This is a genomic window from Luteimonas panaciterrae (assembly GCF_020511115.1).
GTDB classification, from domain to species: Bacteria; Pseudomonadota; Gammaproteobacteria; order Xanthomonadales; family Xanthomonadaceae; genus Luteimonas; species Luteimonas panaciterrae.
In genome coordinates this window covers 49,166-72,912 of record NZ_JAJAVH010000002.1, presented here as the reverse complement: position 1 = coordinate 72,912, position 23,747 = coordinate 49,166, and the positions used below count along the sequence as shown (strand labels likewise).

Here is a 23,747-nt window from a genome sequence, read left to right as displayed (position 1 = left end):
AGCTACGCCCGTCGTATTCACCGGCGTTAGTTCATTGCTGTCAGAGAATTGCCTAATCCTGCAATCCGTGCCGAGATGTGCTCACGATACCCGGAACCGGCGCGCATAATCGCCGCAACGGCAGAACAAGGTATTCCGTCATGCATTCAAGCGTTTCCGCCGACTCCATCGCCGCCCGCGCGCAACACGCGCAGCAGGCCGAGCTTGCCGACCGGATTGCCCGATTGACGCCCGAGGACGGCAATCACACCACGCCCGTGTCCAAGCTTTTCGCCTACCGCGCCAGCGTGCCCGGGCCCTGCATCCCGTCGGTGTACGAGCCGCGGCTGGCGTTCGTGGCGCAGGGCACCAAGATCGTCATGCTCTCCGGCGACACGTATCGCTACGACCCCCTGCACTTCCTGGTCGTCTCGATGCCGCTGCCGGCCGCCAGCGGCGTGATCGATGCCACGCCCGAGAAGCCGTATCTGGCGCTGCGGCTGGACATCGAGCTGGATGAAATTTCTTCTCTGTTGCGCGATGTCGAGCCGCCGCCGGCACCGACCCAGGTCGATCGCGGCCTGTACGCCGCGCGCGCCGACGCGCAATTGCTCGACGCCGTGCTGCGCCTGATGCGCCTGCTGGACAACCCGCAGGACGTGCCGGTGCTCTCCGCATCCATGAAACGCGAAATCTATTACCGCGTGCTGACAGGTGACCTCGGTCACCGTCTGCGCGATCTCGCCACCTCCGGCACCCGCTCCAATCGCATCGCCAGGGCGGTGGCGCAGCTGCGCGAGCATTACGCGCAGCCGCTGCGCATCGACGAGCTGGCGGATTCGGTGCACATGAGCGTGTCGTCCCTGCACCACCAGTTCAAGGCGGCCACGTCGATGTCGCCGCTGCAGTTCCAGAAGCAGATGCGCCTGCACGAAGCGCGCAGGCTGATGTTGATGGAAGGATTGGAGGCCAACACCGCCGCGCATCGCGTCGGCTACGAAAGCCCCTCGCAGTTCAGTCGCGAATACAAGCGCCTGTTCGGCGCGCCGCCGCGCTCGGACATCGGACAGGTGAGAGCCTCACAGGCCGGATGACGTGAACGGGAGCGGCCGTGGCCGCTCCCGCAGGATTCACTTCAACAGATTCACTTCACCAAGGGTTGCACGGATGGAGCGTGAAGTTGCGCTGCCCTGTGTCTTTGCCCCAGGTGAGAATGGTGCCGTCGCACTCGACCCGCATCCCGCCAATCTTGTCGCCATTGCTGTTGTAGAAGGTGATCTCGGCCCACTCTTCTCCGAGGATGGGCCATCGGGCGGACACCAGCCCCGAGATCGTGATCAGCGTTGCGACCAGCATGAGCCTGACCGCGGTTTTCCTGCGAATGCGCATACCCCCTCCATGATCGACGCGGATCCATTTCCGCCGATCGACCATAGCATCGGCCGCGACGGCATTTTGCCGATGCCGTCGCAACGCCGGACGCGTCGCGATTTCAGGCCTTGGGCCGCACCATGACGTGCACTTCCGCCAGCTGCGCGTCCGGAATCGGCGACGGCGCACCGGTCATCAGGCACTGCGCGGTGGTGGTCTTCGGGAACGCGATCACATCGCGGATCGACTCGGTGCCCGCCATCAGCGCGGCGATGCGATCGATGCCGAAGGCGATGCCGCCGTGCGGCGGCGCGCCATAGCGCAAGGCTTCGAGCAGGAAGCCGAACTTCGCCTCGGCCTCCTCCGCGCCGATGCCGAGCAGCTCGAACACCGCCGACTGCATCGACGAGCGATGGATGCGGATCGAACCGCCGCCGATCTCGTTGCCGTTGAGCACCATGTCGTAGCCGCGCGAGACCGCGGTCCTGGCGTTGGCGCGCAGATCGGCCTCGTCATCGACCGCGGGCGCGGTGAACGGATGATGCAACGCCACGTAACGGTTCTCTTCCGCATCCCATTCGAACATCGGGAAGTCGGTCACCCACAGCGGTTTCCAGCCGTTCTCGACCAGGCCGAGATCGCGGCCGAGCTTCAGGCGCAGCGCGCCCATGAAGTCGCTGGCGGTCTTGTAGTCGGCCGCGCCGAACAGCAGCAGATCGCCGCTGCCGGCCTGCGTCGCCTGCAGGATCGCGGCGAGCGTGGCGTCGTCGAGGAATTTGGCGATCGGCGAGTTGACGCCTTCGCGTCCCTTGCCCGCGTCCTCGACCTTCATCCACGCCAGGCCCTTGGCGCCAAACTTGGCCGCATGCGCGGCGAGATCGTCGATCTGCTTGCGCGACAGCGCCGCGCCGCCAGGCACGCGCAGCGCCACGACGCGACCATCTTCGTGGTTCGCCCAATCGGTGAACACCTTGAACTCGGACGACTTCACCAGCTCGGCGACGTCGACCAGCTCCAACGCGATGCGCAGGTCCGGCTTGTCGGAACCATAGCGACGCATCGCCTCGGCATAAGTCATGCGCGGGAACGGATCGGCGAGTTCAACCTGCATCACTTCGCGGAACACGTCACGGATCATCGTCTCGACCGTGTCCTGCACGTCGTGCTCCTCCACCCAGGCGAATTCCATGTCGAGCTGAGTGAATTCGAGCTGGCGATCGGCGCGCAGCGCCTCGTCGCGGAAGCAGCGCGCGATTTGGTAATAGCGGTCGAAGCCGGCCATCATCAGGATCTGCTTGAACAGCTGCGGCGACTGCGGCAATGCGTAGAACTCGCCCGGATGCATGCGTGCCGGCACCAGGAAGTCGCGCGCGCCCTCCGGCGTGGCCTTGGTGAGGATCGGCGTCTCGATGTCCTGGAAGCCGCGCGTGTCGAGCCAGCGGCGCAGCGCCTGCACGAGGCGGATACGCGTGCGCATCATGCGCTGCATCGGCGGCGTGCGCAGGTCGAGGTAGCGGTACTTCAGGCGGATGTCCTCGCCCGGATTCTCGTGCGCGTGGAACGGCAGCGGCTCGGCCTTGTTCAACACTTCGATCTTGGTCGCGACAATCTCGACGCGGCCGGTCTTGATCTTGTCGTTCACGCTCTGGCGCGCGCGCACCGTGCCCGTCACGCGCAGGCAGTCCTCGTAGCCCACGTGCGCGGCCTTGGCGACCACCTCGGCATTGCCGGCGGCGTCCGAGGGCTCGGCGACGATCTGGACGATGCCCTCGTGGTCGCGCAGATCGATGAAGCACAGGCCGCCGAGGTTGCGGGCGACATCCGCCCAGCCGCACAGGGTCACGGTTTGGCCGATCAGGCTTTCGTCGATCAGGCCGCAGAAATGGGTACGCATAGGGATTCCAAGCCAATCCGGCCCGGGTCGGGCGCGGTCAAAGAGGACTAGTTTAACGGGCCGGCCGCGCCGTTCCGGCATCGGGGCGCGTCATCGACGGGCCACCGGGGCTTCGATGGCGCCTTGGAGGACGCCATCTTTGGTGAAACGCGCTCAGTCCGCCGCTTTGGCGGCCGCGGGCGTGGATGTCGTCTCGGTCTTCGCCGCTGGCTTGGCGTCGCCAGCGGGCTTGTTCTCGGCCGGCTTGCTCTCGCCGCCAGCCTTTCCGCCCTCGCCGCCCTCGACCAGATTGCGCTTCTTGTCGCCGTCCTTCTTGAAATCGGTCTCGTACCAGCCGCTGCCGGCGAGCCGGAACGCGGGGGCGGTCAGCTGGCGCTTGATGGCCTGGGCGCCGCAGGCCGGGCAGGTCTCGGGGTCGGGGTCGGACAGCTTTTGCAGCCGGTCGAAGGCATGGCCGCAGGCGGTGCAATGGAAGGCGTAGATCGGCATCGGGCAATCGTTGTCGAGGAAATACCCAGGAATTCTGGGGACTGGCGCGACCAAATCCAAGCACGGGGCAGGCCGAAAGGGGCCGCCCCGCCCTTCGAACCGGCCATCGCCGTCTCCCGCCCGAGCCTCCAAAGCGGGACGGGCGTGGCTATGAATACGAATGCAGCCGTCCATGTGCATTTGCACACGGCGGGATACTGCCGAACGGGGAAACACTGCTCAATCGCCAGCGTGGAGGATGCGATGCCGCTTCGGATGCCAGTACGGATGTCATCGACAGGACTGCTTTCGTCCTACCTGCTCGTGCTGTTCGCCCTGCTGCTGTTCGTGCAGCCGACGAACGCGCGCGCGGCGATCGACGCACAGAATCTCGGCGCGAAATACGACGCCACCGCCAGCAACATCACCTTCCGCGTCTACTCCTCGCGCGCGACGCGCATCGAGGTGTGGATCTACAAGACCGCGCAGGGCGCGCAGGAGAAGGTCAGCTACGTGCTGACCAAGGACACCACGACCAACATCTGGTCGAAGACCGTCTCCGTCGCCACGCTGTCCGGCACCTACGGCATCACCGGCACCGTCTTCTACGGTTACCGCGCCTGGGGCCCGAACTGGCCGTACAACAGCGCCTGGACCAAGGGCACCGGCACCGGTTTCGCCAGCGACGTCGACGCCAACGGCAACCGCTTCAACCCGAACAAGCTGCTGATCGATCCCTACACGCGCGAGATCAGCCACGATCCGATCACCGCCACGTGCCAGGACGGCAGCCTCTACGCGACCGGTGCCACCCATCGCAACAAGGACAGCGGCGCCTGCGCGCCGAAGAGCATCGTGCTGGCCACGGACACCACGTCCATCGGCACCAAGCCCACGCGCGCGCTGAAGGACGACGTCATCTACGAAGTTCATGTGCGCGGACTGACGATGAACGACACCTCGCTTCCCGCATCGATCCGCGGCACCTACGCCGGCGCGGCGCAGAAGGCGTCCTACCTCGCCGGCCTCGGCGTCACCGCCGTTGAATTCCTACCGGTGCAGGAAACCGGCAACGACCAGAACGACATCGATCCGAACTCCACTACGGACGACAACTACTGGGGCTACATGACCCTGAACTACTTCGCCCCGGATCGCCGCTACGCCTCCGACAAGACGCCGGGCGGCCCGACGCGCGAATGGAAGGCGATGGTGAAGGCCTTCCACGACGCCGGCATCAAGGTCTACATCGACGTGGTCTACAACCACACCGGCGAAGGCGGCGCCTGGGGCGGCACCGATGGGCTCACCGTCTACAACCTCTATTCGTTCCGCGGCCTCGACAATCCGACCTACTACTCGCTCACATCCGACTATCAGCACCCCTGGGACAACACCGGCGTCGGCGGCAACTACAATTCGCGCAACACCATCGCGCAGAACCTGATCGTCGATTCACTGGCATGGTGGCGCGACGCATTGGGCGTGGACGGCTTCCGCTACGACCTAGGCTCAGTGCTCGGCAACAGCTGCCAGCACGGCTGCTTCAATTTCGATAAAAATGACAGCGGCAACGCGATCAATCGCATCCTCAGCGAATTGCCCTCACGTCCCGCGGGCGGCGGCAGCGGCGTCGATCACATCGCCGAGCCCTGGGCGATCGGTGGCAATTCCTATCAGGTCGGCGGCTTTCCTTCCGGATGGGCAGAATGGAACGGCATCTACCGCGACGCGCTGCGCAAGAAGCAGAACAAGCTCGGCCTGGAAACCGTGACCACAGGGACGCTCGCCACGCGCTTCGCCGGCTCCAGCGATCTTTACGGCGACGATGGCCGCAAGCCCTGGCACTCGATCAATTTCATGGTCGCCCACGACGGCTTCACCCTCAACGATCTGTATGCCTACAACAGCAAGCAGAACAACCAGCCCTGGCCCTACGGCCCCTCCGACGGCGGCGAGGACAACAACAACAGTTGGGATCAGGGCGGAAATCTCGCCGAGCAGCGCAAGGCTGCGCGCACGGGCATGGCATTCCTCATGCTCAGTGCCGGCGTGCCGATGTTCAACGGCGGCGACGAAGCCCTGCGCACCCAGTTCGGCAACAACAACGCCTACAACCTCGATTCGGCGGCCAACTGGCTGTACTGGACCCGCGACAGCTACGAGGCCGACTTCGAAACCTACAGCAAGCGCCTGATCGCCTTCCGCAAGGCGCATCCCGCCCTGCGCCCGGCCAACTTCTATTCCGGCGTCGACAACAACGGCAACGTGATGGAGCAGTTGCGCTGGTTCAAACCGAACGGCGCGCAAGCGGATTCGGCGTACTTCAACGATGCCAACAACCACGCCATCGCCTGGCGCATCGACGGCAGCGAACTCGGCGACGGCGCCAGCGCGATCTACATCGCCTACAACGGCTGGTCGGGCAGCGTGAACTTCACCCTGCCCTGGCCGGGAACGGGCAAGCAGTGGTACCGCGTCGCCGACACGGCGACGTGGAATGAAGGTGCGAACACCGTGGTGACGCCAGGCTCGGAAACGTTGATCGGCGGTGAGAACACCGTCTATGGGCTGGAAGCACGCTCGGTGCTCCTACTGATCGCCAAATAACGGTGCCTTTTCGCTCGTCGTTCCCGCTTCCGCGGGAATGACGACATACAAATCCACAGCAGACGGCGCCCATGTAAGGGCGCCCATCTTCAAGTCGATTCGTAAAGCGCCAGCAATTCCTGCTCGACCGTTTCCAGCTCGGCGCGCAGCGTCTGCTGCTCGCGCCCGAGATCGGCCGCGCGCTTGCCGCCATCGGCATACGCCGCGGGATCGGCAAGCTCGGTTTCGATCTCGGCCAGACGCGCTTCCAGTTCCGCCACGCGCGCTTCCGCCTTCGCCAGCTTGTGCGGATTGACCTTGACGGACTTCGCCGCCTTCGTCGGCGCGGCGGGCGCCGGCGCTGCCGGCGCGGGCGCTGATGTCGGCGGCTTGCCTTCGCTGCCGCTCGCGCGAGTACGCAACCAGGCCGCGTATTCGTCGAGATCGCCGTCGAAAGGCTTGACCACGCCGTCGGCCACGCGCCAGAAACTGTCGCTGACCAGGCCAATGAGATGACGATCGTGCGACACCAGCACGATGGCGCCGTCGAAATCGCTGAGCGCTTCGGCCAGGGCCTCGCGCATGTCGAGATCGAGGTGGTTGGTCGGCTCGTCGAGCAGCAGCACGTTCGGCTGTCGCCATGCGATCAATGCCAGTGCCAATCGCGCGCGTTCGCCGCCGGAGAAACCGTCGATGCTTTCGAAGGCACGATCGCCCGGGAAATACCACTTGCCGAGGAAGTCGCGGAAGGCCTGCATCGATGTGTTCGGCGACAGTTCGCGCAAGTGGTCGATCGGTGACGTACCGGCGACCAGCGCTTCCACCGTGTGCTGGGCGAAGTAGCCGATGCGCAAGTCCGGATGCGCGTAGCGCTCGCCGTCGATCAGCGGCAGTTCACCGACCAGTGATTTCACAAGCGTCGACTTGCCGGCACCGTTGGGCCCGAGCAGGCCGATACGATCGCCCGCCTCCAGCCCGAAGCCGACATTGTCGAGAATGCGCACGTCGGCGCCATAACCACAGACGGCATCGTTGAGCCGCAACAGTGCATGCGGCAGCTTCTGCGGCTGCGGGAAATCGATGCGGAACTCGCGCTCGGCGCGCACCGCCTCGGTGCCGGCCAGCTTGGCCAGACGTTTCATGCGCGACTGCGCCTGACGCGCCTTGCTGGCCTTGGCCTTGAAGCGGTCGATGAACTTCTGCAGATGCGCGCGCTCGGTCTGTTCCTTCTCGAACGCGATCTGCTGCTGACGCAGGTGCTCGGCGCGCTGACGTTCGAAGGCCGTATAGTTGCCGGCGTACAGCTTCGCCTTGCCCTCGTTCAGATGCAGGGTATGGGTGCAGACGTTGTCGAGGAACTCGCGGTCATGGCTGATCAGCAGCAGCGTGCCCGGATATTTCAGCAGCCACTGTTCCAGCCACAGCACCGCGTCGAGATCGAGGTGGTTGGTCGGCTCGTCGAGCAGCAACAGATCGCTCGGCGTCATCAGCGCACGCGCCAGGTTCAGGCGCACGCGCCAGCCTCCGGAGAAGGCGCTCACCGGCTGCTGGTGCGTCTCCGCCGAAAAGCCGAGGCCATGCAGCAACTTGCCGGCACGCGCGCTGGCGTCGTAGCCATTGAGTTCCTCGAGCCGGTGGTGCGCTTCGGCCACCGCTTCCCAATCCTCGTTGGCGAAGGCGTTGGCCTCGTCCTGCAGGGCGGCATGCACGGCGGCGTCGCCGGACAGCACGAAGTCGATCGCCGGATCGGGCAGCGACGGCATTTCCTGCGCGATGCTGGCAATGCGCACGCGATTGGGCACATCCAGATCGCCGCGATCGGCTTCCACCTCACCACGGATCGCCGCGAACAGCGAGGATTTTCCGGTGCCATTGCGCCCGACCACGCCGCAACGCCAGCCGGAGTGCAGGGCCAGATCGACATTGGACAGCAGCAGGCGCTCGCCGCGCCGCAGGGCGAAATCACGGAACGAAATCATGCATCTATGATCGCACGAACCGGCCGCATGACCGATGGGCATCAGGTCATGAACAGAAGTTGGACCGCGCCCCGCGACGGCGACGAATAATCAGATCAACGGCCTATGCCGTCCTCCCCCTCGTCTTTGCCGGAGCTGTTGATGCCCCGTACCACGCCCTTACTCAGTGCGATCCTGGCCGCCCTCGCCGCCCTGCCCGCGGCCGCCCAGGAAGCCACGTCCGAGAAACCCTCGAATGCCACCAATCTCGATGCGGTGATCGTCACCGGCACGCACGTCAGCGATCGCACCGTCGCCGAATCCACGGCACCGATCGACATCATCACGCCCGAAGCCCTCGATGCCACCGGCACCACGGAGCTCGCCACCGCGCTCGCGCGCGCCCTACCCTCGCTGAATTTCCCGCGCCCGGCGATCACCGACGCCACCGATGCCATCCGTCCGGCGCAACTGCGCGGACTGGCGCCCGACCAGGTGCTGGTGCTGGTGAACGGCAAGCGCCGCCACACCACGTCACTGCTGAATCTCAACGACAGCATCGGCCGTGGCTCCTCGCCCGTCGATCTCAACGCGATCCCGATCGCGGCCATCGAGCGCGTCGAAGTGCTGCGCGACGGCGCCTCGGCGCAGTACGGCTCCGACGCCATCGCCGGCGTGATCAACATCGTGCTCAAGGGCAGCGGCGAAGGCGGCAGCATCGCCGGACGCTACGGCCAGTACAGCGCGGGCGACGGCGAGCAGTATCAGCTCTCCGGCGATGCCGGCTTCAAGCTCGGCGAGAACGGCGCGATCCATCTGGCGGCGCAGGCCGGCCATCAGGACAACACCAACCGCGCGCGGCCCTATCTCGGCACGGTCACGCCCACCAGCAATCCGCCCGGCCGCGTCGTGCACCGTTACGGCGATCCGGAAGTAGACGATGCGGCGTTCTCGTACAACGCCGACTGGAGCCCGCGCGAAGGCATCGAGTTCTATTCCTTCGGTACCTTCAGCCGCCGTCGCGCCATCTCCAACGGCTACTACCGCGCGCCCGGCAACCCCAACAATATCCCCTCGATCTACCCCGACGGCTTCCTGCCGCAGATCGACAACCACAGCTATGACCGTGCCTTCGTGCTCGGCCTGCGCGGCAAGACGGCCGGCGGCTGGAACATCGACCTGAGCTACAACCGCGGACAGAACCAGCTCGACTTCGATGTGCGTCACAGCCTCAATCGCACGCTCGGCGAAGCCTCGCCACGCAGCTTCTACATCGGCTCGCTGGAAACGACACAGAACCTACTCAACGCCGACTTCAACAAGAGCTTCGACGTCGGCTGGCTGGCCTATCCGCTCACTCTCGCCTTCGGCGCGGAATGGCGCGGCGAACGCTTCGTGCAAGCGGCTGGCGAACCCGCTTCCTACATCACCGGCCCCGAACCCGGAGCGCCGGGCGCGCAGGTGTTCCCGGGCTTCACGCCCTCCGATGCCAGCAATCGCGATCGCAACAGCTATTCGTTCTATGCCGATCTCGAGGCGAACGTCACCGAGAAGCTCTCGCTCGGTCTCGCCGGCCGCTACGAGAAATACAGTGATTTCGGCGAAACCACGTCCGGAAAACTGTCCGCGCGCTACGCCTTCAACGACAAGGTGGCATTGCGCGGCACGATCTCGACCGGTTTCCGCGCGCCTTCGCTACAGCAGCAGTTCTATCAATCCACGCAGACGGTAATCGTGCTCGGCGATCCCACGCCCTACGAGATCCGCACCTTCGCCGTCGACGATCCGGCCGCGGTCGCGCTCGGCGCCGAACCGCTCAAGGCGGAGGAATCGACCAACCTCGGCCTGGGTCTGGTGCTGCAGCCGATCGATGCGCTCTACATCACCGTCGATGCCTATCAGATCGACATCGACGATCGCATCATCCTGTCCGAGAATCTGCGCGGTCCGGCGGTGGAAGCCTTCCTCACCGCGCGCGGCTATCCCGGCATCACCGGCGGGCGCTATTTCACCAACGCGGTCGACACGCGCACGCGGGGCATCGACATCGTCGGCAGCTATCGCTGGGACTTGGGCAACGGCACGCTCAACCTCACCTCGGGCTACAACCGCAACAAGACCACGCTCGAACGCATCGCGGCGAATCCACCGGAGCTGACCGCCGGTGGTCTCAACCTGCAGCGCATCGGTCGCGTCGAACGGGGCCGCATCACCGAGGGCGCGCCGCGTGACAAGTTCTTCGTCGGCGGCACCTGGAATACCGGCCCGTGGCGCTTCGACGCCACCGCCACGCGCTACGGCGAATTCCACACCTTCAACGACGACCCCAGCGGCGTGCGCGACCAGACCTTCGGTGCCAAGTGGACCCTCGATCTCGCCGCCACCTACGCCATCAGCGGCTGGACCTTCACCCTCGGCGCCGACAACATCCTCGACGAATATCCGGACGAAGCCATCTACGCCAACAGCGAGAGCGGCCAGCTGCCCTACAGTAGCTATTCCCCGTTCGGTTTCAATGGCGCGTTCGTCTACGGCAAGGTCGGCTACAAATGGTGAGCTGATCGCTGATCTCGATCCGCCATTCCGCGGCGACGGAATGGCGGATGCGCATCGAAGCGTCGCCGATGTCCGGAGTGGAACATCCAACGGAGTCCCATTTCCGGGCATTTCGGGTCAAATCCAGACCAAGCGCGAATTGACGCATTTGTTACGGCCGTGTTAAACACGGGACGCCACCCTGTTCAGGAGTCGTTCCATGCGCCGTACTCCGTTGTCAGCAGCACTGTTGTTTGCCCTCGTTTCCTCCCCCGCACTGGCCCAGACAGCCCCCGCCGAAAGCCAGCCCAAGACCACCAATACGCTCGACACTCTTGTTGTCACCGGTACTCGCGTGAGCGACCGCACCGTCGCCGAATCGCAATCACCAATTGACATCATCACGCCCGAGACGCTGCAAGCCACCGGCAGCAGCGAACTCGCCACCGCACTGGCACGGGCCGTGCCCTCGCTCAATTTTCCGCGACCTGCGATCAGCGATGGCAGCAACGCCGTGCGCCCGGCGCAGTTGCGCGGACTCGCACCGGATCAGGTACTCGTGCTGGTCAACGGCAAGCGCCGCCACTCCACCGCGCTGATCAACCTCAACGACACGCAGGGGCGTGGCTCCTCTCCGGTCGATCTCAATGCGATTCCGGTCGCCGCCGTGGAGCGCGTCGAAGTGCTGCGCGACGGCGCCTCGGCGCAGTACGGCTCCGATGCCATCGCCGGCGTGATCAACGTGGTGCTGAAAGGCAGCGGCTCCGGCGGCAGCATCGCTGTGCAGGCGGGCCAATACAGTGCCGGCGACGGCAAGCAGTACGGGCTCACCGGCGACATCGGTCTCGGTTATGCCGGCGAGCGCGGCAAGCTGCATCTCGCCGCGGAAGGCAAGCACGAGGACTACACTAATCGCGCACGCCCCTACACCGGTGCCTATTCGACTTCCGCGCCGCCGTTCGGTCGCGTCGTACAGCGCTATGGCGATCCCGAGATCGACCAGGGCGCGGTCTCCTACAACACCGAATTCGACGCCGCCGAAGGCGTGAGCTTCTATTCCTTCGGCACGGCCAGCAATCGCGACGCGCTCTCCAACGGCTTCTACCGCCCCGCAGGCGATGCGCGCAACAACCCGGAAATCTATCCCGACGGCTTCCTGCCATTGATTCGGAACGTCGCCAAGGACCGCGCCCTCGTGCTCGGCATGCGCGGCGTGATCGCCGACGACTGGAACGTCGATCTCAGCTACAACTATGGCTACAACCATCTCAGCTTCGAGGTCGAGAACAGCCTCAACCGCAGCATGGGGAATGCCTCGCCGCGTGATTTCTATGCCGGCGCCTTGTCCGTCACCCAGAACGTGCTGAACCTCGACGTCAATCGCAACTTCGATGTGGGCTTGCAGTATCCGCTCACCTTCGCCTTCGGCGTCGAGTGGCGCGGCGAGCGCTTCAAGCAGACGGCGGGCGAACCGGCTTCGTATCTCGACGGACTGGTGCCCCTGCCCAACGGCGGCCGCGCGGCACCAGGTGCGCAGGTGTTCCCGGGATTCACGCCCGGTGACAGCGGCGATCACGATCGTCACAGCTACTCCGCCTACCTCGACCTGGAAGCGGACCTGACCGAGAAGTTCTCCGCCGGTCTCGCCACGCGCTACGAGAAGTACAGCGACTTCGGCGACATCACCACCGGCAAGCTCTCGGCACGCTATGCCTTCACCGACAAGGTGGCGCTGCGCGGCACCGTATCCACCGGCTTCCGCGCGCCTTCGCTGCAGCAACAGTTCTTCCAGTCGACCGCGACCAACTTCATCGGCGGCGTTCCCTTCGACCTGCGTACCTTCGCCGTCAACAATCCGGTGGCGATCGCCCTCGGCGCCGAACCGCTGAAGGCCGAGGAGTCGAACAACTACGGCCTCGGACTGGTGCTGCAACCGATCGAGAATCTCTACATCACCGCCGATGCCTATCGCATCGACATCGACGATCGCATCATCCTTTCCGAAAACCTGATCGGCCCCGCAGTCACCGCATTCCTCGAGAACCGCGGCATCTTCGGCGTCACCGGCGGCCGCTATTTCACCAACGCCGTCGACACCAGCACCAAGGGCATCGACATCGTCGGTACTTACAGCTGGAATCTCGACGCCGGCAAGCTGGACTTCACGCTGGGCTACAACTACAACAAGACCACGATCGAGAAGATCGCGCCGAATCCGCCGGAGCTGACGGCGGGCGGACTGAACTTGCAGCGCATCGGACGTGTCGAACAGGGCCGCATCACCAAGGGCGCCCCGCGTGACAAGCTGTTCCTCGGCGGCAACTGGACCAGCGAGCACTGGAACTTCACCGCCGGCCTCACCCGCTACGGCGAGTTCACCGTGCTCAACACCAATCCGGCCCTCGACCAGACGTTCGGCGCGAAATGGCTGCTGGATTTGTCCGCGACCTACAAGACCGGCCCCTGGAGCTTCACGCTCGGCGGCGACAACGTCACCGACGAGTATCCGGACGAGTACATGTTCGCGACCTCCAACTTCGGCCAGCTGGTATATCCGCGCAATTCGCCCTTCGGCTTCAACGGTGCCTACGTCTACGGCAAGATCGGATACAAATGGTGATGCCACACACCGCGTCACCCGTTTCGCATGGAAACCCCGCCTTCGCGGGGTTTCTTTTTTCTGTCATTACGGATACACCCCACACCGACGGATTTGCATGATTCGCATGCGCCCGTCATCATCGACGTAATCGCACGACGGAGTCGCCGATGCCGCACCACACTTCCCTCATCGCCATTCTCTGCATCGGTTTCGTCCTGGCCTTCGTGCTGGGGCTGATCGCGCAGCGATTGCGGCTGTCACCACTAGTCGGCTATCTGGTCGCGGGCATCATCGCCGGGCCGTTCACACCCGGTTTTGTCGCTGATCAGACGCTGGCGCCGCAATTGGCGGAAATCGGCGTGATTCTGCTGATGTTCGGGGTCGGTTTGCATTTCTCGCTGAAGGATCTGATGGAGGTAAAGGCCGTCGCCATCCCCGGCGCGGTCGCGCAAATCACGGTGGTGACATTGCTTGGCCTTGGCCTGTCGCTGGCGATGGGTTGGCCGGCGATGAACGGAGTCGTCTACGGCCTCGCACTTTCGGTGGCGAGCACCGTGGTCGTGTTGCGCGCGCTCGAAGAACGGCGGCTGCTGGAGACACGCCGCGGCCGCATCGCGATCGGCTGGTTGATCGTCGAAGACTTGGCGATGGTGCTGGCGCTGGTGTTGCTGCCCGCCCTGGCCGGTGCGATGAATGGCGGCGAAAGCCAGGGAATCGGCAGCATCCTCGCAGCGCTCGGCCTCACGCTGCTGAAGGTCTGCGCCTTCATCGCGGTGATGCTCGTCGTCGGCAAGCGCGCGATCCCGTGGACACTGGAACGCGTCGCCGGCACCGGCTCGCGCGAACTGTTCACCCTGTGCGTGCTGGCGCTGGCGATGGGCGTGGCGTTCGGCGCCGCCGAACTGTTCGGCGTGTCGTTCGCACTCGGCGCGTTCTTCGCCGGCATGCTGCTCAACGAGTCGGAGTTCGGCCACAAGGCCGCCAATGATTCGCTGCCGATGCGCGATGCCTTCGCGGTGCTGTTCTTCGTCTCGGTGGGCATGCTGTTCAATCCCTCGATCCTGGTGGATCATCCCTGGCTGGTGCTGGCCACCTTCGCGATCATCATTCTTGGCAATGCCTCGGTCGCGCTGCTGATCGTGCGCATGCTGAAGCTGCCGAAGCTGACCGCACTGACGATCGCGGTGAGCCTGTCGCAGATCGGCGAGTTCTCCTTCATCCTCGCCTCGCTCGGCGTCGACATGGGAGTTCTCACGGAAAACGCGCGCGACCTGATCCTCGCCGGCGCCCTGCTCTCGATCGTGGCGAATCCATTCCTGTTCACGCTGCTCGATCGCTGGGAGGCACGCAACGCCGCAAAGACCGTCGATCCCGTCGACGAGCCGGTGAAGCTGCCGGACAACATCGTCGACCACGCCATCGTGGTCGGCTTCGGGCGCGTGGGCAGCCAGCTCGCCAAGCTGCTGCAGGAACGTGGCGTGCCGGTCGTCGTGATCGAGGACGAAACCGATCGCGTCGCGCATGCGCGCGCGATGGGCATGCCGACGATCCGTGGCAATGCCGCCGTCGAGCGCGTGTTGCTGGAAGCCGCGCCGGAACGCGCCAAGCTCGCGGTGTTCGCCATTCCGCAAGCGCTGGAGGCCGGCGAGACCATCGCGCGACTCAAGGCGCTGAACCCGGAGATCACCGTGCTCGCACGCGCGCACAGCGATGCCGAAGTGAAACATCTGCTCGCGCACGGCGCCGATGGCGCGGTATTGGCCGAACGCGAGCTTGCCTACTCGCTGGCCGAAATGGTGATGGCAACGCCGCCTTACAGACAGCTGCGGACGCATCCCGCCTGAACGACGCCTTCTCGACCAGAGAAGGCGTCGCCGGATATCGTCAGGCCTTCACGAACTCCAGTTGTCCGCCCTGCGCATCGACCTGCACGGTGTCGCCGTTGGCGAACTCGCCCGCGAGGATCTTCTGCGCCAGCGGATTCTCCAACTGCTGCTGGATCGCACGCTTGAGCGGACGCGCGCCGTAGACCGGATCGAAGCCGACGTTGCCGAGCAGTTCGAACGCCTTGTAGCTGACGGTGATGCGCAGCCCGCGCTCGGCCAGCCGCTTCTCCAGGCCGCGCATCTGGATCCTCGCGATCGCCTTGATCTGCACCTTGTCGAGCGGATGGAACACGACGATGTCGTCGAGGCGGTTGATGAACTCAGGACGGAAGTGCGCCTGCACCACGCCCATCACCGCCGCCTTCATCTGCGTATAGGCTTCGGGTGAATCGTCGCCGGCCAGTTCCTGGATCTGATGCGAGCCCAGGTTGGACGTCATCACGATCACCGTATTGCGGAAATCAACGGTGCGGCCCTGACCATCGGTGAGGCGGCCGTCGTCGAGCACCTGCAGCAGCACGTTGAACACGTCCGGATGCGCCTTCTCGACTTCGTCGAGCAGGATCACGCTGTACGGACGACGGCGCACGGCCTCGGTGAGATAACCGCCTTCCTCGTAACCGACATAGCCCGGAGGCGCGCCGATCAAACGGGCGACGCTGTGCTTCTCCATGAACTCGCTCATGTCGATGCGAATCATCGCGTCCGAACTATCGAACAGGAATTCCGCCAACGCCTTGCACAGCTCGGTCTTGCCGACACCGGTCGGGCCAAGGAACAGGAATGATCCGCTCGGCCGATTCGGATCGGAGAGACCGGCGCGCGAACGGCGCACGGCATCGGAGACGACGCGGATCGCTTCTTCCTGACCGACGACACGCGTCTTCAGCGCGTCCTCCATCTTCAGCAGCTTCTCGCGCTCGCCTTCGAGCATCTTGCTGACCGGGATGCCGGTCCAGCGCGACACGACCTCGGCGATCTCCTCGGCGGTGACGCGATCCTGCAGCAGCTTGAAGCCCTGCGTCTCTGCTTCCTGCGCCGCCTTGAGCTGCTTCTCCAATTCCGGCAGCATGCCGTACTGGATCTCGCTCATCTTGGCGTAATCCTGACGACGCTGCGCGGCCTCGAGTTCCAACTTGGCCTGCTCGATCTGCTCCTTGATCTTGGTCGCGCCCTGCAGCGTGGCCTTCTCGGCCTTCCACACTTCTTCCAGATCGTTGTATTCGCGCTCGAGCGTTTCGATTTCTTTCTCGAGATCGGCCAGACGCTGCTTGGAGGCGTCGTCCTTCTCCTTCTTCAGCGCTTCGCGCTGGATCTTGAGCTGGATCAGACGGCGCTCCTTGCGGTCGAGCTCCTCCGGCTTGGAGTCGATCTCCATGCGGATGCGCGAGGCGGCCTCGTCCATCAGGTCGATGGCCTTGTCTGGCAGCTGGCGGTCGCTGATGTAGCGATGCGACAGCGTGGCCGCGGCGACGATGGCCGGGTCGGTGATCTCCACGCCGTGATGCACGGCATAGCGCTCCTTCAGGCCGCGCAGAATGGCGATGGTGTCCTCCACGCTCGGCTCGCCAACGAAAACCTTCTGGAAACGGCGCTCCAGTGCCGCGTCCTTCTCGACGTACTTGCGGTACTCGTCGAGCGTGGTCGCGCCGATGCAGTGCAGCTCACCGCGAGCGAGCGCGGGCTTGAGCATGTTGCCGGCATCCATGGCGCCTTCCGCCTTGCCGGCGCCGACCATGGTGTGCAGCTCGTCGATGAAGAGGATGATCTGGCCTTCGTTCTTGGCAAGATCGTTCAACACCGCTTTCAGGCGCTCCTCGAATTCACCGCGATATTTGGCACCGGCGATCAGCGCGCCCATGTCGAGCGAGAGCACGCGCTTGCCGCGCAAGCCTTCCGGCACTTCGTTGTTGATAATGCGTTGTGCCAGCCCTTCGACGATGGCGGTCTTGCCGACGCCAGGCTCGCCGATCAGCACGGGATTGTTCTTGGTGCGGCGTTGCAGCACCTGGATCGTTCGGCGGATTTCCTCGTCGCGACCGACCACCGGATCGAGCTTGCCGCTCTCGGCGCGCGCAGTGAGGTCGATCGTGAATTTCTCCAGCGCCTGCCGCGCGTCCTCGGCGTTTTCGTCCTTCACCGATTCGCCGCCGCGCATGGCATCGATCGCCGCTTCCAGCTTGCGTTTGTCGGCGCCCGCCGCCTTCAGTGCCCGGCCGGCATCGCCGTTGTCGTCGAGCGCCGCCAGCACGAACAGCTCCGAGGCGATGAAGGCATCGCCCTTCTGCTGCGCCAGCTTGTCGGTCACGTTGAGCAGGCGGCCGAGATCGTTGCCGACGGAAATCTGGCCGGCCTGCCCTGACACCTTCGGCAGCTTGTCCAGCGCCTCGGTCAGCCGCTCACGCAACACGGGCACGTTGACGCCGGCCTGGGTCAGCAGCGGCCGGGTCCCGCCGCCCTGCTGGTCGAGCAGGGCCAGCAGCAGGTGCGCCGGCTCGATCAGGTTGTGGTCGCGGCCCACGGCCAGCGACTGCGCGTCGGCCAGCGCCTGCTGGAAACGCGAGGTGAGTTTGTCCATTCGCATCGGGATTGCCTCGGAAATCGGCCGGCGCGGAGCCGGCAATGCTCCTGAAATGCGGGTGCCGATGCGGGTTTCAAGGCGGCGCCGACCTCCGCCTTTTTTACGGTTCCGCGACCTGATCCATGGCCCGCGGGCGCCTGCTGTGCTGGAGTAGCATGCCGCGGTAGACCATTTGAACCAGCCCCGTTCCGGGGCTCGGACTAATCCAGGCACTGGCCCCTATGCTGATTCAACGTCGCAAAGCCATTCTCTCAGGCGTCATCGCGATTGCCGGCGTCATCAGCATTCAAGCATTCAACAGCTTTGCTTGCTACGGACACGACCTCTGGTCATTCCTCGGGGCCCTCGGCATCTTTCTATCCCTTCCTTTGCTCCCAGCCATCCTCTCGCTGGTGACCGCAAATCCTTTGAGAGCCGTTGGTGCCTGCCTCTTGTTCGCTCCGTGGCTCTTTTTCGCTTACTACACCGATTGCGTCCGCCCATATACCGGAGGCGGCGCATCCATGATCTACATCGCCGTGATTCTTTGGGGAACTCCATCTTCAATCATTGGAGCGCTTGTCACGGGCACTATTCTGCGAGCTGTAGGCATCCGCGTCGAAGAACGCAAACAACACACTCAACCGGCTCGCAGCTCGGCCTAATTCAAAACAGGGAGTATGGCGACGTGATCGTCAACATCGGCGAGATCACTTACGAGCTCATACGAGGCAGTGACGCCCAACGCGAAGGGATGTATCTAGAGGTATCGGCCTCAAGAAATGAAGGCCGATAACGCGTAAGCATTGGCTGACAACTCAAGCCGAGCCGCTTCGCGGCCCTGGGTCATCATATTGGCCTCCACTCTCGTGACAGTCTGACTGTATTGTTTCGGGATCCCAGCGAACTCGCACAGGTTGAACGTCTAATTGCACGATAGAGATGCGCAATTCAGCATCGGCACTCCTGTCCACCAATTCCATCGTTGTCCAACTACCAAACAACGCGACACTCGAGCAAGCGATGGATTTGCTTGTCTATCATGAATATGACAACGACTTCATCCGATGCCTCGCGCTTGACCCGTAGGCATTTAGTAACCCTCCCATTCGTCTCTGGCAGGTCGTTGGCCGCTGGTGGCACCCTTGTGCCTAGCGGCAAGAAGCACGGTTTTTCTGGGGATTACCGTCCAACCATTGATTGAAACCGAAGTCGCTTCACGGCTCGGCTTAATTTCTGGCATCAGGCAGCAAATGGAGGTTGATTGATGAGGAAAAGGACATTCGCGTGGCTGATCATGAGCCTGCTTGCGCTGGCCGTCGCAGGGTATGCGATCTCCATGTTGCTACTCGCACCCGAGGCTCGCCCGCCATTCGTACGTGGCCTTCTTTCGGATTGGCCCGTCGCGGCGCTTGCCCATTTTCTGGGCGGAGCGATTGCACTGATCGCCGACACTTTTCAACTCAATTCCCGGCTTCGAAACCGTTTCATCGGCGCTCACCGCTGGCTTGGCCGGTTGTACATCCTCGCGGCGGCCATGGGCGGGGTTGCAGCGTTGATCTTGGCGCCGCATTCAATGGGCGGCCTGATTTCTCATCTGGGATTTGGCCTGCTGGCAGTCTGTTGGGTGGGCAGCACGTTGAATGCCTATCGCCTCATCAGACGAGGCGATCTTGTTGGGCATAGAAGCTGGATGATTCGCAGCTATGCGCTCACGCTTGCGGCCGTGACACTTCGTCTGTACATACCCTTGAGCCAGCTGGCGGGCTTTCCAATGGCAATCGCATACCCCGCCATTTCGTGGCTTTGCTGGATTCCCAATTTACTGATCGCCGAGTGGTTCGTTCGGTCGCGGCATCACTTTGCAAGGCTGCCTAACAATGCATTCGAGCTGAAGCCGCTTCGCGGCTCAGCTTAATTAGGCATTCGGCGAGGAAAGATTTTCAGACTTTCAATGACTGCGCAGCCTCAATCACCTTATCGACGGTGAAGCCGAAGTACGGCATCAACGCCTCGATCGGCGCGCTGGCGCCAAAGCTGTCGATACCGACAACGGCGCCATCGAGACCGACGTACTTGCGCCAGAAATCCGTGACGCCCGCTTCCACGGCGACACGCTTGCGGCAGGCCTTGGGCAGTACCGACTCGCGATACTCCGCGCTCTGACGATCGAAGACGTTGGTGGACGGCATCGACACCACGCGCACCTTGTCGCCGAGCTTCGCGGCGGCTTCCACGGTGATGCCGACTTCGGAGCCGGTGGAAATGAGGATCAGCTCAGGCGCGCCGACCGAATCCTTCAGCACGTATCCGCCGCGGGCGATGTCGGCCACTTGCGCCTCGCTGCGCGGCTGGTGCTGCAGGTTCTGGCGCGAGAAGATCAGGCAGCTCGGGCCATCCTTGCGTTCGATCGCCGCGCGCCAAGAAACGGCTGATTCCACGGCGTCGCAGGGACGCCAGACATCGTTGTGCGGGATGTAGCGCAAGGACGCGAGATGCTCGATCGGCTGATGCGTGGGGCCGTCCTCACCGAGACCGATCGAATCGTGCGTGTAGACGTGGATCGCATGCGCGCCCATCAGCGCGCTCATGCGCACGGCGTTGCGCGCGTAGTCGCTGAAGACGAGGAAGGTGGCGTCGAAAGGAATGAAACCGCCATGCACGGCGAGGCCGTTGCTGATCGCGGTCATGCCGAATTCGCGCACGCCGTAATAGGCGTAGTTGGCAGCCGGATCCTCGCCAACCACCGTCTTGCTACCCTTCCACAGCGTGAGGTTGGAGTGGGCAAGGTCGGCGGAGCCGCCGAGCAGTTCCGGCAGCAGCGGGGCGAAGGTCTCGATGGCCATCTGCGAGGCCTTGCGCGAGGCGATGGTCTGGCCATCGGCCTGCAGCTTGGCGATATAGGCATCGGCGGCTGCGGCGAAGTCCGCCGGCAGCTCGGCATGCGAGCGGCGCGTCAGTTCCGCGGCGAGCTCGGGATGGCGCGCGGCGTACTTGTCGAAAAGGGTGTTCCACTGGTCCTCGCGCACGAGGCCGGCGTTGCCGGCGCGCCAGGCGTCGCGGATGTCCTGCGGAATCTCGAACGGGCCGTAGTTCCAGTTCAGCGCCTTGCGCGTGGCCTCGACTTCGTCCTTGCCGAGCGCAGCACCGTGCACGGATTCCTTGCCGGCCTTGTTGGGCGAGCCAAAGCCAATCGTGGTGCGGCAGCAGATCAGCGTCGGTTTGTCGTCGCGCGTGAGCGTCTGCTCGATCGCCGCCTTCACCGCATCCGGATCATGCCCGTCGACGCCACGGATCACGTGCCAGCCGTAGGCTTCGAAACGCTCCGGCGTGTTGTCAGTGAACCAGCCCTCGGTATTGCCGTCGATGGAGATGTGGTTGTCGTCCCAGAAGGCGACCAGCTTGCCCAGGCCCCAGGTGCCGGCCAGCGATGCGGCTTCATGCGAGATGCCTTCCATCATGCAGCCGTCGCCCATGAACACCCAGGTTCGATGGTCCACGATGGCGAATTCAGGTCGGTTGTAGCGCTGCGCGAGCAGTTTTTCCGCAAGTGCCATGCCGACGGCGTTGGCGAAGCCCTGCCCGAGCGGGCCGGTGGTGGTCTCCACGCCCGGAGTGACGAAATTCTCCGGATGGCCCGGCGTCTTCGAATGCAGCTGGCGGAAATGCTTGATCTCCTCCAGCGGCAGGTCGTAGCCGGACAAGTGCAGCAGCGCGTACTGCAGCATCGAGCCGTGGCCGTTGGAGAGCACGAAGCGGTCGCGGTTGAACCACTTCGGGTTGTTGGGGTTATGGCTGAGGTAGTCGTTCCACAGCACTTCGGCGATGTCGGCCATGCCCATCGGCATGCCGGGATGGCCGGAGTTGGCGGCCTGAACGGCGTCGATGGCGAGGAAACGGATGGCGTTGGCGAGGTCGCGGCGAGTGGGGGCGGATGTCATGGAGAACCAAGGCGCCGAGTAATGTGTGGGATGCTTATTGTCCCACCTCGGGAATGCCCTGTCGCCTGCCGCGATTTCGTTACTTGACCGGCGCTTCCAGGATGTCGCAGAAGCCCTTCTTCAAGCCTTTCCTGTCCACGAACAACCCGCCGGCGGGCGTAAACGACACTTCGACGCGAACACCGCCGCCGTTCTTGGACACCAGGACGTTCAACGGTACCCGCCTTCCGCTGCCGGACACGCCTTGATCGGCGGAAATGGTGCCCGCCTTCCTGTCGGCGTTGATGACCGTGAATCCCTGCCTGACCACTTCCTGCTGCAGCTTCTTGAAGGCGGCATCGACGGAAATGCCGGGATATTCGGCCCAGCTCTTGAATGCGCGGCCCTTCAGGATATTGCCTTCCTTGCTGTAGTGATCCATGCACTGGCCTTCCTGCGCCCGTGCCTGCCCGAACGGCAGGAGCGCCACCAGCAGCCCGGCGCAGAAAATCGATTTCATGACGACTCCTTCAGAACGTCCATGCCTCAGAACATCCATGCTTCAAAACATCCGCGCAATTAACACGCCCATCATGCCAGGCCCGCGCGGTTTTAACGCGCATGCACCGGCGTCCTAGCCGATGCTGTTACCGCGATCATCCAGGCTCGGACCATCGACCTCGCCCTTGGAGACCATCGCGGCAATGCCCAGGTCGCCGGTGACGTTGACCACGGTGCGCGACATATCCAGGAAGTGGTTGACGCCCAGCACCAGGCCGATGCCTTCCGGCGGCACGCCCACCATCCCGCAGATCAGCGCCACCACCGGCAACGAGCCGGACGGCACGCCGGCCGTACCGATGCCGCCGAGGATGCAGACCAGCATCACCATCACCTGCTGCCAGATCGACAGCTCCACGCCGAAGAACTGCGCCAGGAACAGCACCGTGACGCCCTCGAACAGGGCCGTGCCGTTCTGGTTGGCGGTGGCGCCGACCGTCAGCACGAAGCGCGAGACCTTGCGCGGCAGGCCCAGCGCCTCGTCGGCCAGACGCAGCGACACCGGCAACGTGGCGTTGCTGGAGGCCGTGGAGAAGGCGACGAGCATCGCCTCCTGCACGCCCTTGAAGAAGCGGATCGGCGAATAGCCGCCGATGAATTTCAAGGCCAGCGAATACGTCACCACCAGATGGATGACGAGGGCGAAGAACACCACCAGCACATAGGCGCCAAGCCGCAGCATCAGATCCCAGCCGAACAGCACGGCCAGATTGAACATGAAGCAGAACACCGCGTAGGGCGCGAGGCGGATGATGAGCCCGATCAGGGTCATCGAAATCTCGAACAAGCCTTCGATGCCGCGCTTGAGCGTCTGCACCGCCGGTGAGTTGGTCAGCACCATGCCGATGCCGAACATCAGCGCGAAGAACATCAGCGCCAGGATCGAGGCGTTGTCGGAAGCGGCGCCGATCACGTTCGAGGGCACGATCGACAGCAGCATGTGCAGGCCGCTGGAGTCGCTCTTGCTGCTGTCCTGGACGATGGCCTGCGCGCGTTCAGCGCCTTCGTTGAGCAGTTGCTGCGCCAGCGCCTTGTCGACGCCGGCACCGGGCTGGAACAGGTTCACCATCACCAGTCCGAGCACGACCGCGGCGCCGGACAGCAGTACGGTGTAGAGCAAGGTGCGCCAGCCGATCCGGCCCAGCGATCCGATGTCGCCCATCTCCGACACACCGACCACCAGTGCCGAGAACAGCAGTGGCACGATCATCATGAAGATCAGATTGAGGAAGACCGTGGAGAACGGCTGTGTCGCGTATTTCGTCAGCAGCTGCACCCATTGCGCCTCGGGGCCGACGCCGTAGTGCACGATCAGGCCAAGAAACAGGCCGACGACGAAACCGATCGCGATCTTCCAATGCAGCTGCATGCGCCCGTCTTTCTGGCGATGTCCGCCAGCGTGCGTATTCGGTTCTGACATGACG

At 64.0% G+C, this 23,747-nt stretch carries 15 protein-coding genes; 7 read left to right on the top strand and 8 right to left on the bottom strand.

Going from position 1 to position 23,747, the window contains the following annotated elements; translation table 11 throughout:
* The first annotated feature begins 140 nt into the window (after positions 1 to 140).
* Positions 141 to 1,073, top strand: coding sequence for an AraC family transcriptional regulator (locus LG367_RS04480; protein ID WP_226468033.1), 933 nt, complete (start codon positions 141 to 143; stop codon positions 1,071 to 1,073).
* A 55-nt stretch (positions 1,074 to 1,128) separates the two neighbouring features.
* On the opposite strand, the gene LG367_RS04475 is transcribed toward LG367_RS04480, so the two are convergent.
* From LG367_RS04475 to LG367_RS04465, 3 genes are all read right to left on the bottom strand, one after another.
* Positions 1,129 to 1,368: a DUF6289 family protein gene (locus LG367_RS04475; RefSeq protein ID WP_226468032.1), complete on the bottom strand. Its 240-nt coding sequence runs from the start codon at positions 1,366 to 1,368 to the stop codon at positions 1,129 to 1,131.
* A gap of 103 nt (positions 1,369 to 1,471) precedes the next feature.
* On the bottom strand, positions 1,472 to 3,244 hold the full coding sequence (aspS, locus tag LG367_RS04470) for an aspartate--tRNA ligase (RefSeq protein ID WP_226468031.1): 1,773 nt from the start codon (positions 3,242 to 3,244) through the stop codon (positions 1,472 to 1,474).
* A 153-nt stretch (positions 3,245 to 3,397) separates the two neighbouring features.
* Complete coding sequence (locus LG367_RS04465) at positions 3,398 to 3,733, bottom strand: FmdB family zinc ribbon protein (RefSeq protein WP_226468030.1); 336 nt, start codon at positions 3,731 to 3,733, stop codon at positions 3,398 to 3,400.
* 267 nt (positions 3,734 to 4,000) lie between these two features.
* Here LG367_RS04465 and LG367_RS04460 point away from each other — a divergent pair, with 267 nt between their 5' ends.
* The gene (locus LG367_RS04460) at positions 4,001 to 6,322 is read left to right on the top strand and encodes a glycogen debranching protein (RefSeq protein WP_226468029.1); all 2,322 of its coding nucleotides are present in this window, start codon (positions 4,001 to 4,003) and stop codon (positions 6,320 to 6,322) included.
* A gap of 89 nt (positions 6,323 to 6,411) precedes the next feature.
* Here LG367_RS04460 and LG367_RS04455 read toward each other — a convergent pair whose 3' ends face one another.
* Entirely contained in the window at positions 6,412 to 8,280 is a 1,869-nt protein-coding gene (locus tag LG367_RS04455; RefSeq protein WP_226468028.1) for an ABC-F family ATP-binding cassette domain-containing protein, read from the bottom strand.
* Positions 8,281 to 8,421: 141 nt separating this feature from the next.
* Between LG367_RS04455 and LG367_RS04450 the strand changes: the two genes are divergently transcribed.
* The 3 genes from LG367_RS04450 to ybaL all read left to right on the top strand — a co-directional run bounded on the left by LG367_RS04450 (position 8,422) and on the right by ybaL (position 15,240).
* The gene (locus tag LG367_RS04450) at positions 8,422 to 10,815 is read left to right on the top strand and encodes a TonB-dependent receptor plug domain-containing protein (protein ID WP_425490908.1); all 2,394 of its coding nucleotides are present in this window, start codon (positions 8,422 to 8,424) and stop codon (positions 10,813 to 10,815) included.
* Between the two features lie 199 nt (positions 10,816 to 11,014).
* A complete protein-coding gene (locus LG367_RS04445) occupies positions 11,015 to 13,414 on the top strand; it encodes a TonB-dependent receptor plug domain-containing protein (RefSeq protein WP_226468026.1) in 2,400 nt (799 codons plus the stop codon).
* Between the two features lie 149 nt (positions 13,415 to 13,563).
* Positions 13,564 to 15,240, top strand: a complete 1,677-nt coding sequence (ybaL, locus tag LG367_RS04440) for a YbaL family putative K(+) efflux transporter (RefSeq protein WP_226468025.1) — start codon at positions 13,564 to 13,566, stop codon at positions 15,238 to 15,240.
* Positions 15,241 to 15,280: 40 nt separating this feature from the next.
* Here ybaL and clpB read toward each other — a convergent pair whose 3' ends face one another.
* Positions 15,281 to 17,866 (bottom strand): ATP-dependent chaperone ClpB, encoded by a 2,586-nt coding sequence (clpB, locus tag LG367_RS04435; protein WP_226468024.1) that lies wholly within the window; start codon positions 17,864 to 17,866, stop codon positions 15,281 to 15,283.
* A gap of 218 nt (positions 17,867 to 18,084) precedes the next feature.
* On the opposite strand from clpB, the gene LG367_RS04430 reads away from it, so the two are divergent.
* A complete protein-coding gene (locus LG367_RS04430) occupies positions 18,085 to 18,507 on the top strand; it encodes a Na+:solute symporter (RefSeq protein ID WP_226468023.1) in 423 nt (140 codons plus the stop codon).
* Between the two features lie 632 nt (positions 18,508 to 19,139).
* On the top strand, positions 19,140 to 19,760 hold the full coding sequence (locus tag LG367_RS04425) for a DUF2306 domain-containing protein (protein WP_226468022.1): 621 nt from the start codon (positions 19,140 to 19,142) through the stop codon (positions 19,758 to 19,760).
* A gap of 25 nt (positions 19,761 to 19,785) precedes the next feature.
* Here the strand turns inward: LG367_RS04425 and tkt are convergent, their stop codons facing one another.
* From tkt to LG367_RS04410, 3 genes are all read right to left on the bottom strand, one after another.
* Entirely contained in the window at positions 19,786 to 21,783 is a 1,998-nt protein-coding gene (tkt, locus tag LG367_RS04420; protein ID WP_226468021.1) for a transketolase, read from the bottom strand.
* A gap of 79 nt (positions 21,784 to 21,862) precedes the next feature.
* Positions 21,863 to 22,282 (bottom strand): hypothetical protein, encoded by a 420-nt coding sequence (locus LG367_RS04415; RefSeq protein WP_226468020.1) that lies wholly within the window; start codon positions 22,280 to 22,282, stop codon positions 21,863 to 21,865.
* A gap of 114 nt (positions 22,283 to 22,396) precedes the next feature.
* Entirely contained in the window at positions 22,397 to 23,743 is a 1,347-nt protein-coding gene (locus LG367_RS04410; RefSeq protein ID WP_226468019.1) for a dicarboxylate/amino acid:cation symporter, read from the bottom strand.
* Positions 23,744 to 23,747 lie beyond the last annotated feature (4 nt).

Excerpts from the sequence above, each read along its gene's own strand:
- LG367_RS04480 (WP_226468033.1), top strand. The coding sequence starts at position 141 with ATGCATTCAAGCGTTTCCGCCGACTCCATCGCCGCCCGCGCGCAACAC.
- LG367_RS04475 (WP_226468032.1), bottom strand. The coding sequence starts at position 1,368 with ATGCGCATTCGCAGGAAAACCGCGGTCAGGCTCATGCTGGTCGCAACG.
- aspS (WP_226468031.1), bottom strand. The coding sequence starts at position 3,244 with ATGCGTACCCATTTCTGCGGCCTGATCGACGAAAGCCTGATCGGCCAA.
- LG367_RS04465 (WP_226468030.1), bottom strand. The coding sequence starts at position 3,733 with ATGCCGATCTACGCCTTCCATTGCACCGCCTGCGGCCATGCCTTCGAC.
- LG367_RS04460 (WP_226468029.1), top strand. The coding sequence starts at position 4,001 with ATGTCATCGACAGGACTGCTTTCGTCCTACCTGCTCGTGCTGTTCGCC.
- LG367_RS04455 (WP_226468028.1), bottom strand. The coding sequence starts at position 8,280 with ATGATTTCGTTCCGTGATTTCGCCCTGCGGCGCGGCGAGCGCCTGCTG.
- LG367_RS04450 (WP_425490908.1), top strand. The coding sequence starts at position 8,422 with ATGCCCCGTACCACGCCCTTACTCAGTGCGATCCTGGCCGCCCTCGCC.
- LG367_RS04445 (WP_226468026.1), top strand. The coding sequence starts at position 11,015 with ATGCGCCGTACTCCGTTGTCAGCAGCACTGTTGTTTGCCCTCGTTTCC.
- ybaL (WP_226468025.1), top strand. The coding sequence starts at position 13,564 with ATGCCGCACCACACTTCCCTCATCGCCATTCTCTGCATCGGTTTCGTC.
- clpB (WP_226468024.1), bottom strand. The coding sequence starts at position 17,866 with ATGCGAATGGACAAACTCACCTCGCGTTTCCAGCAGGCGCTGGCCGAC.
- LG367_RS04430 (WP_226468023.1), top strand. The coding sequence starts at position 18,085 with ATGCTGATTCAACGTCGCAAAGCCATTCTCTCAGGCGTCATCGCGATT.
- LG367_RS04425 (WP_226468022.1), top strand. The coding sequence starts at position 19,140 with ATGAGCCTGCTTGCGCTGGCCGTCGCAGGGTATGCGATCTCCATGTTG.
- tkt (WP_226468021.1), bottom strand. The coding sequence starts at position 21,783 with ATGACATCCGCCCCCACTCGCCGCGACCTCGCCAACGCCATCCGTTTC.
- LG367_RS04415 (WP_226468020.1), bottom strand. The coding sequence starts at position 22,282 with ATGAAATCGATTTTCTGCGCCGGGCTGCTGGTGGCGCTCCTGCCGTTC.
- LG367_RS04410 (WP_226468019.1), bottom strand. The coding sequence starts at position 23,743 with ATGTCAGAACCGAATACGCACGCTGGCGGACATCGCCAGAAAGACGGG.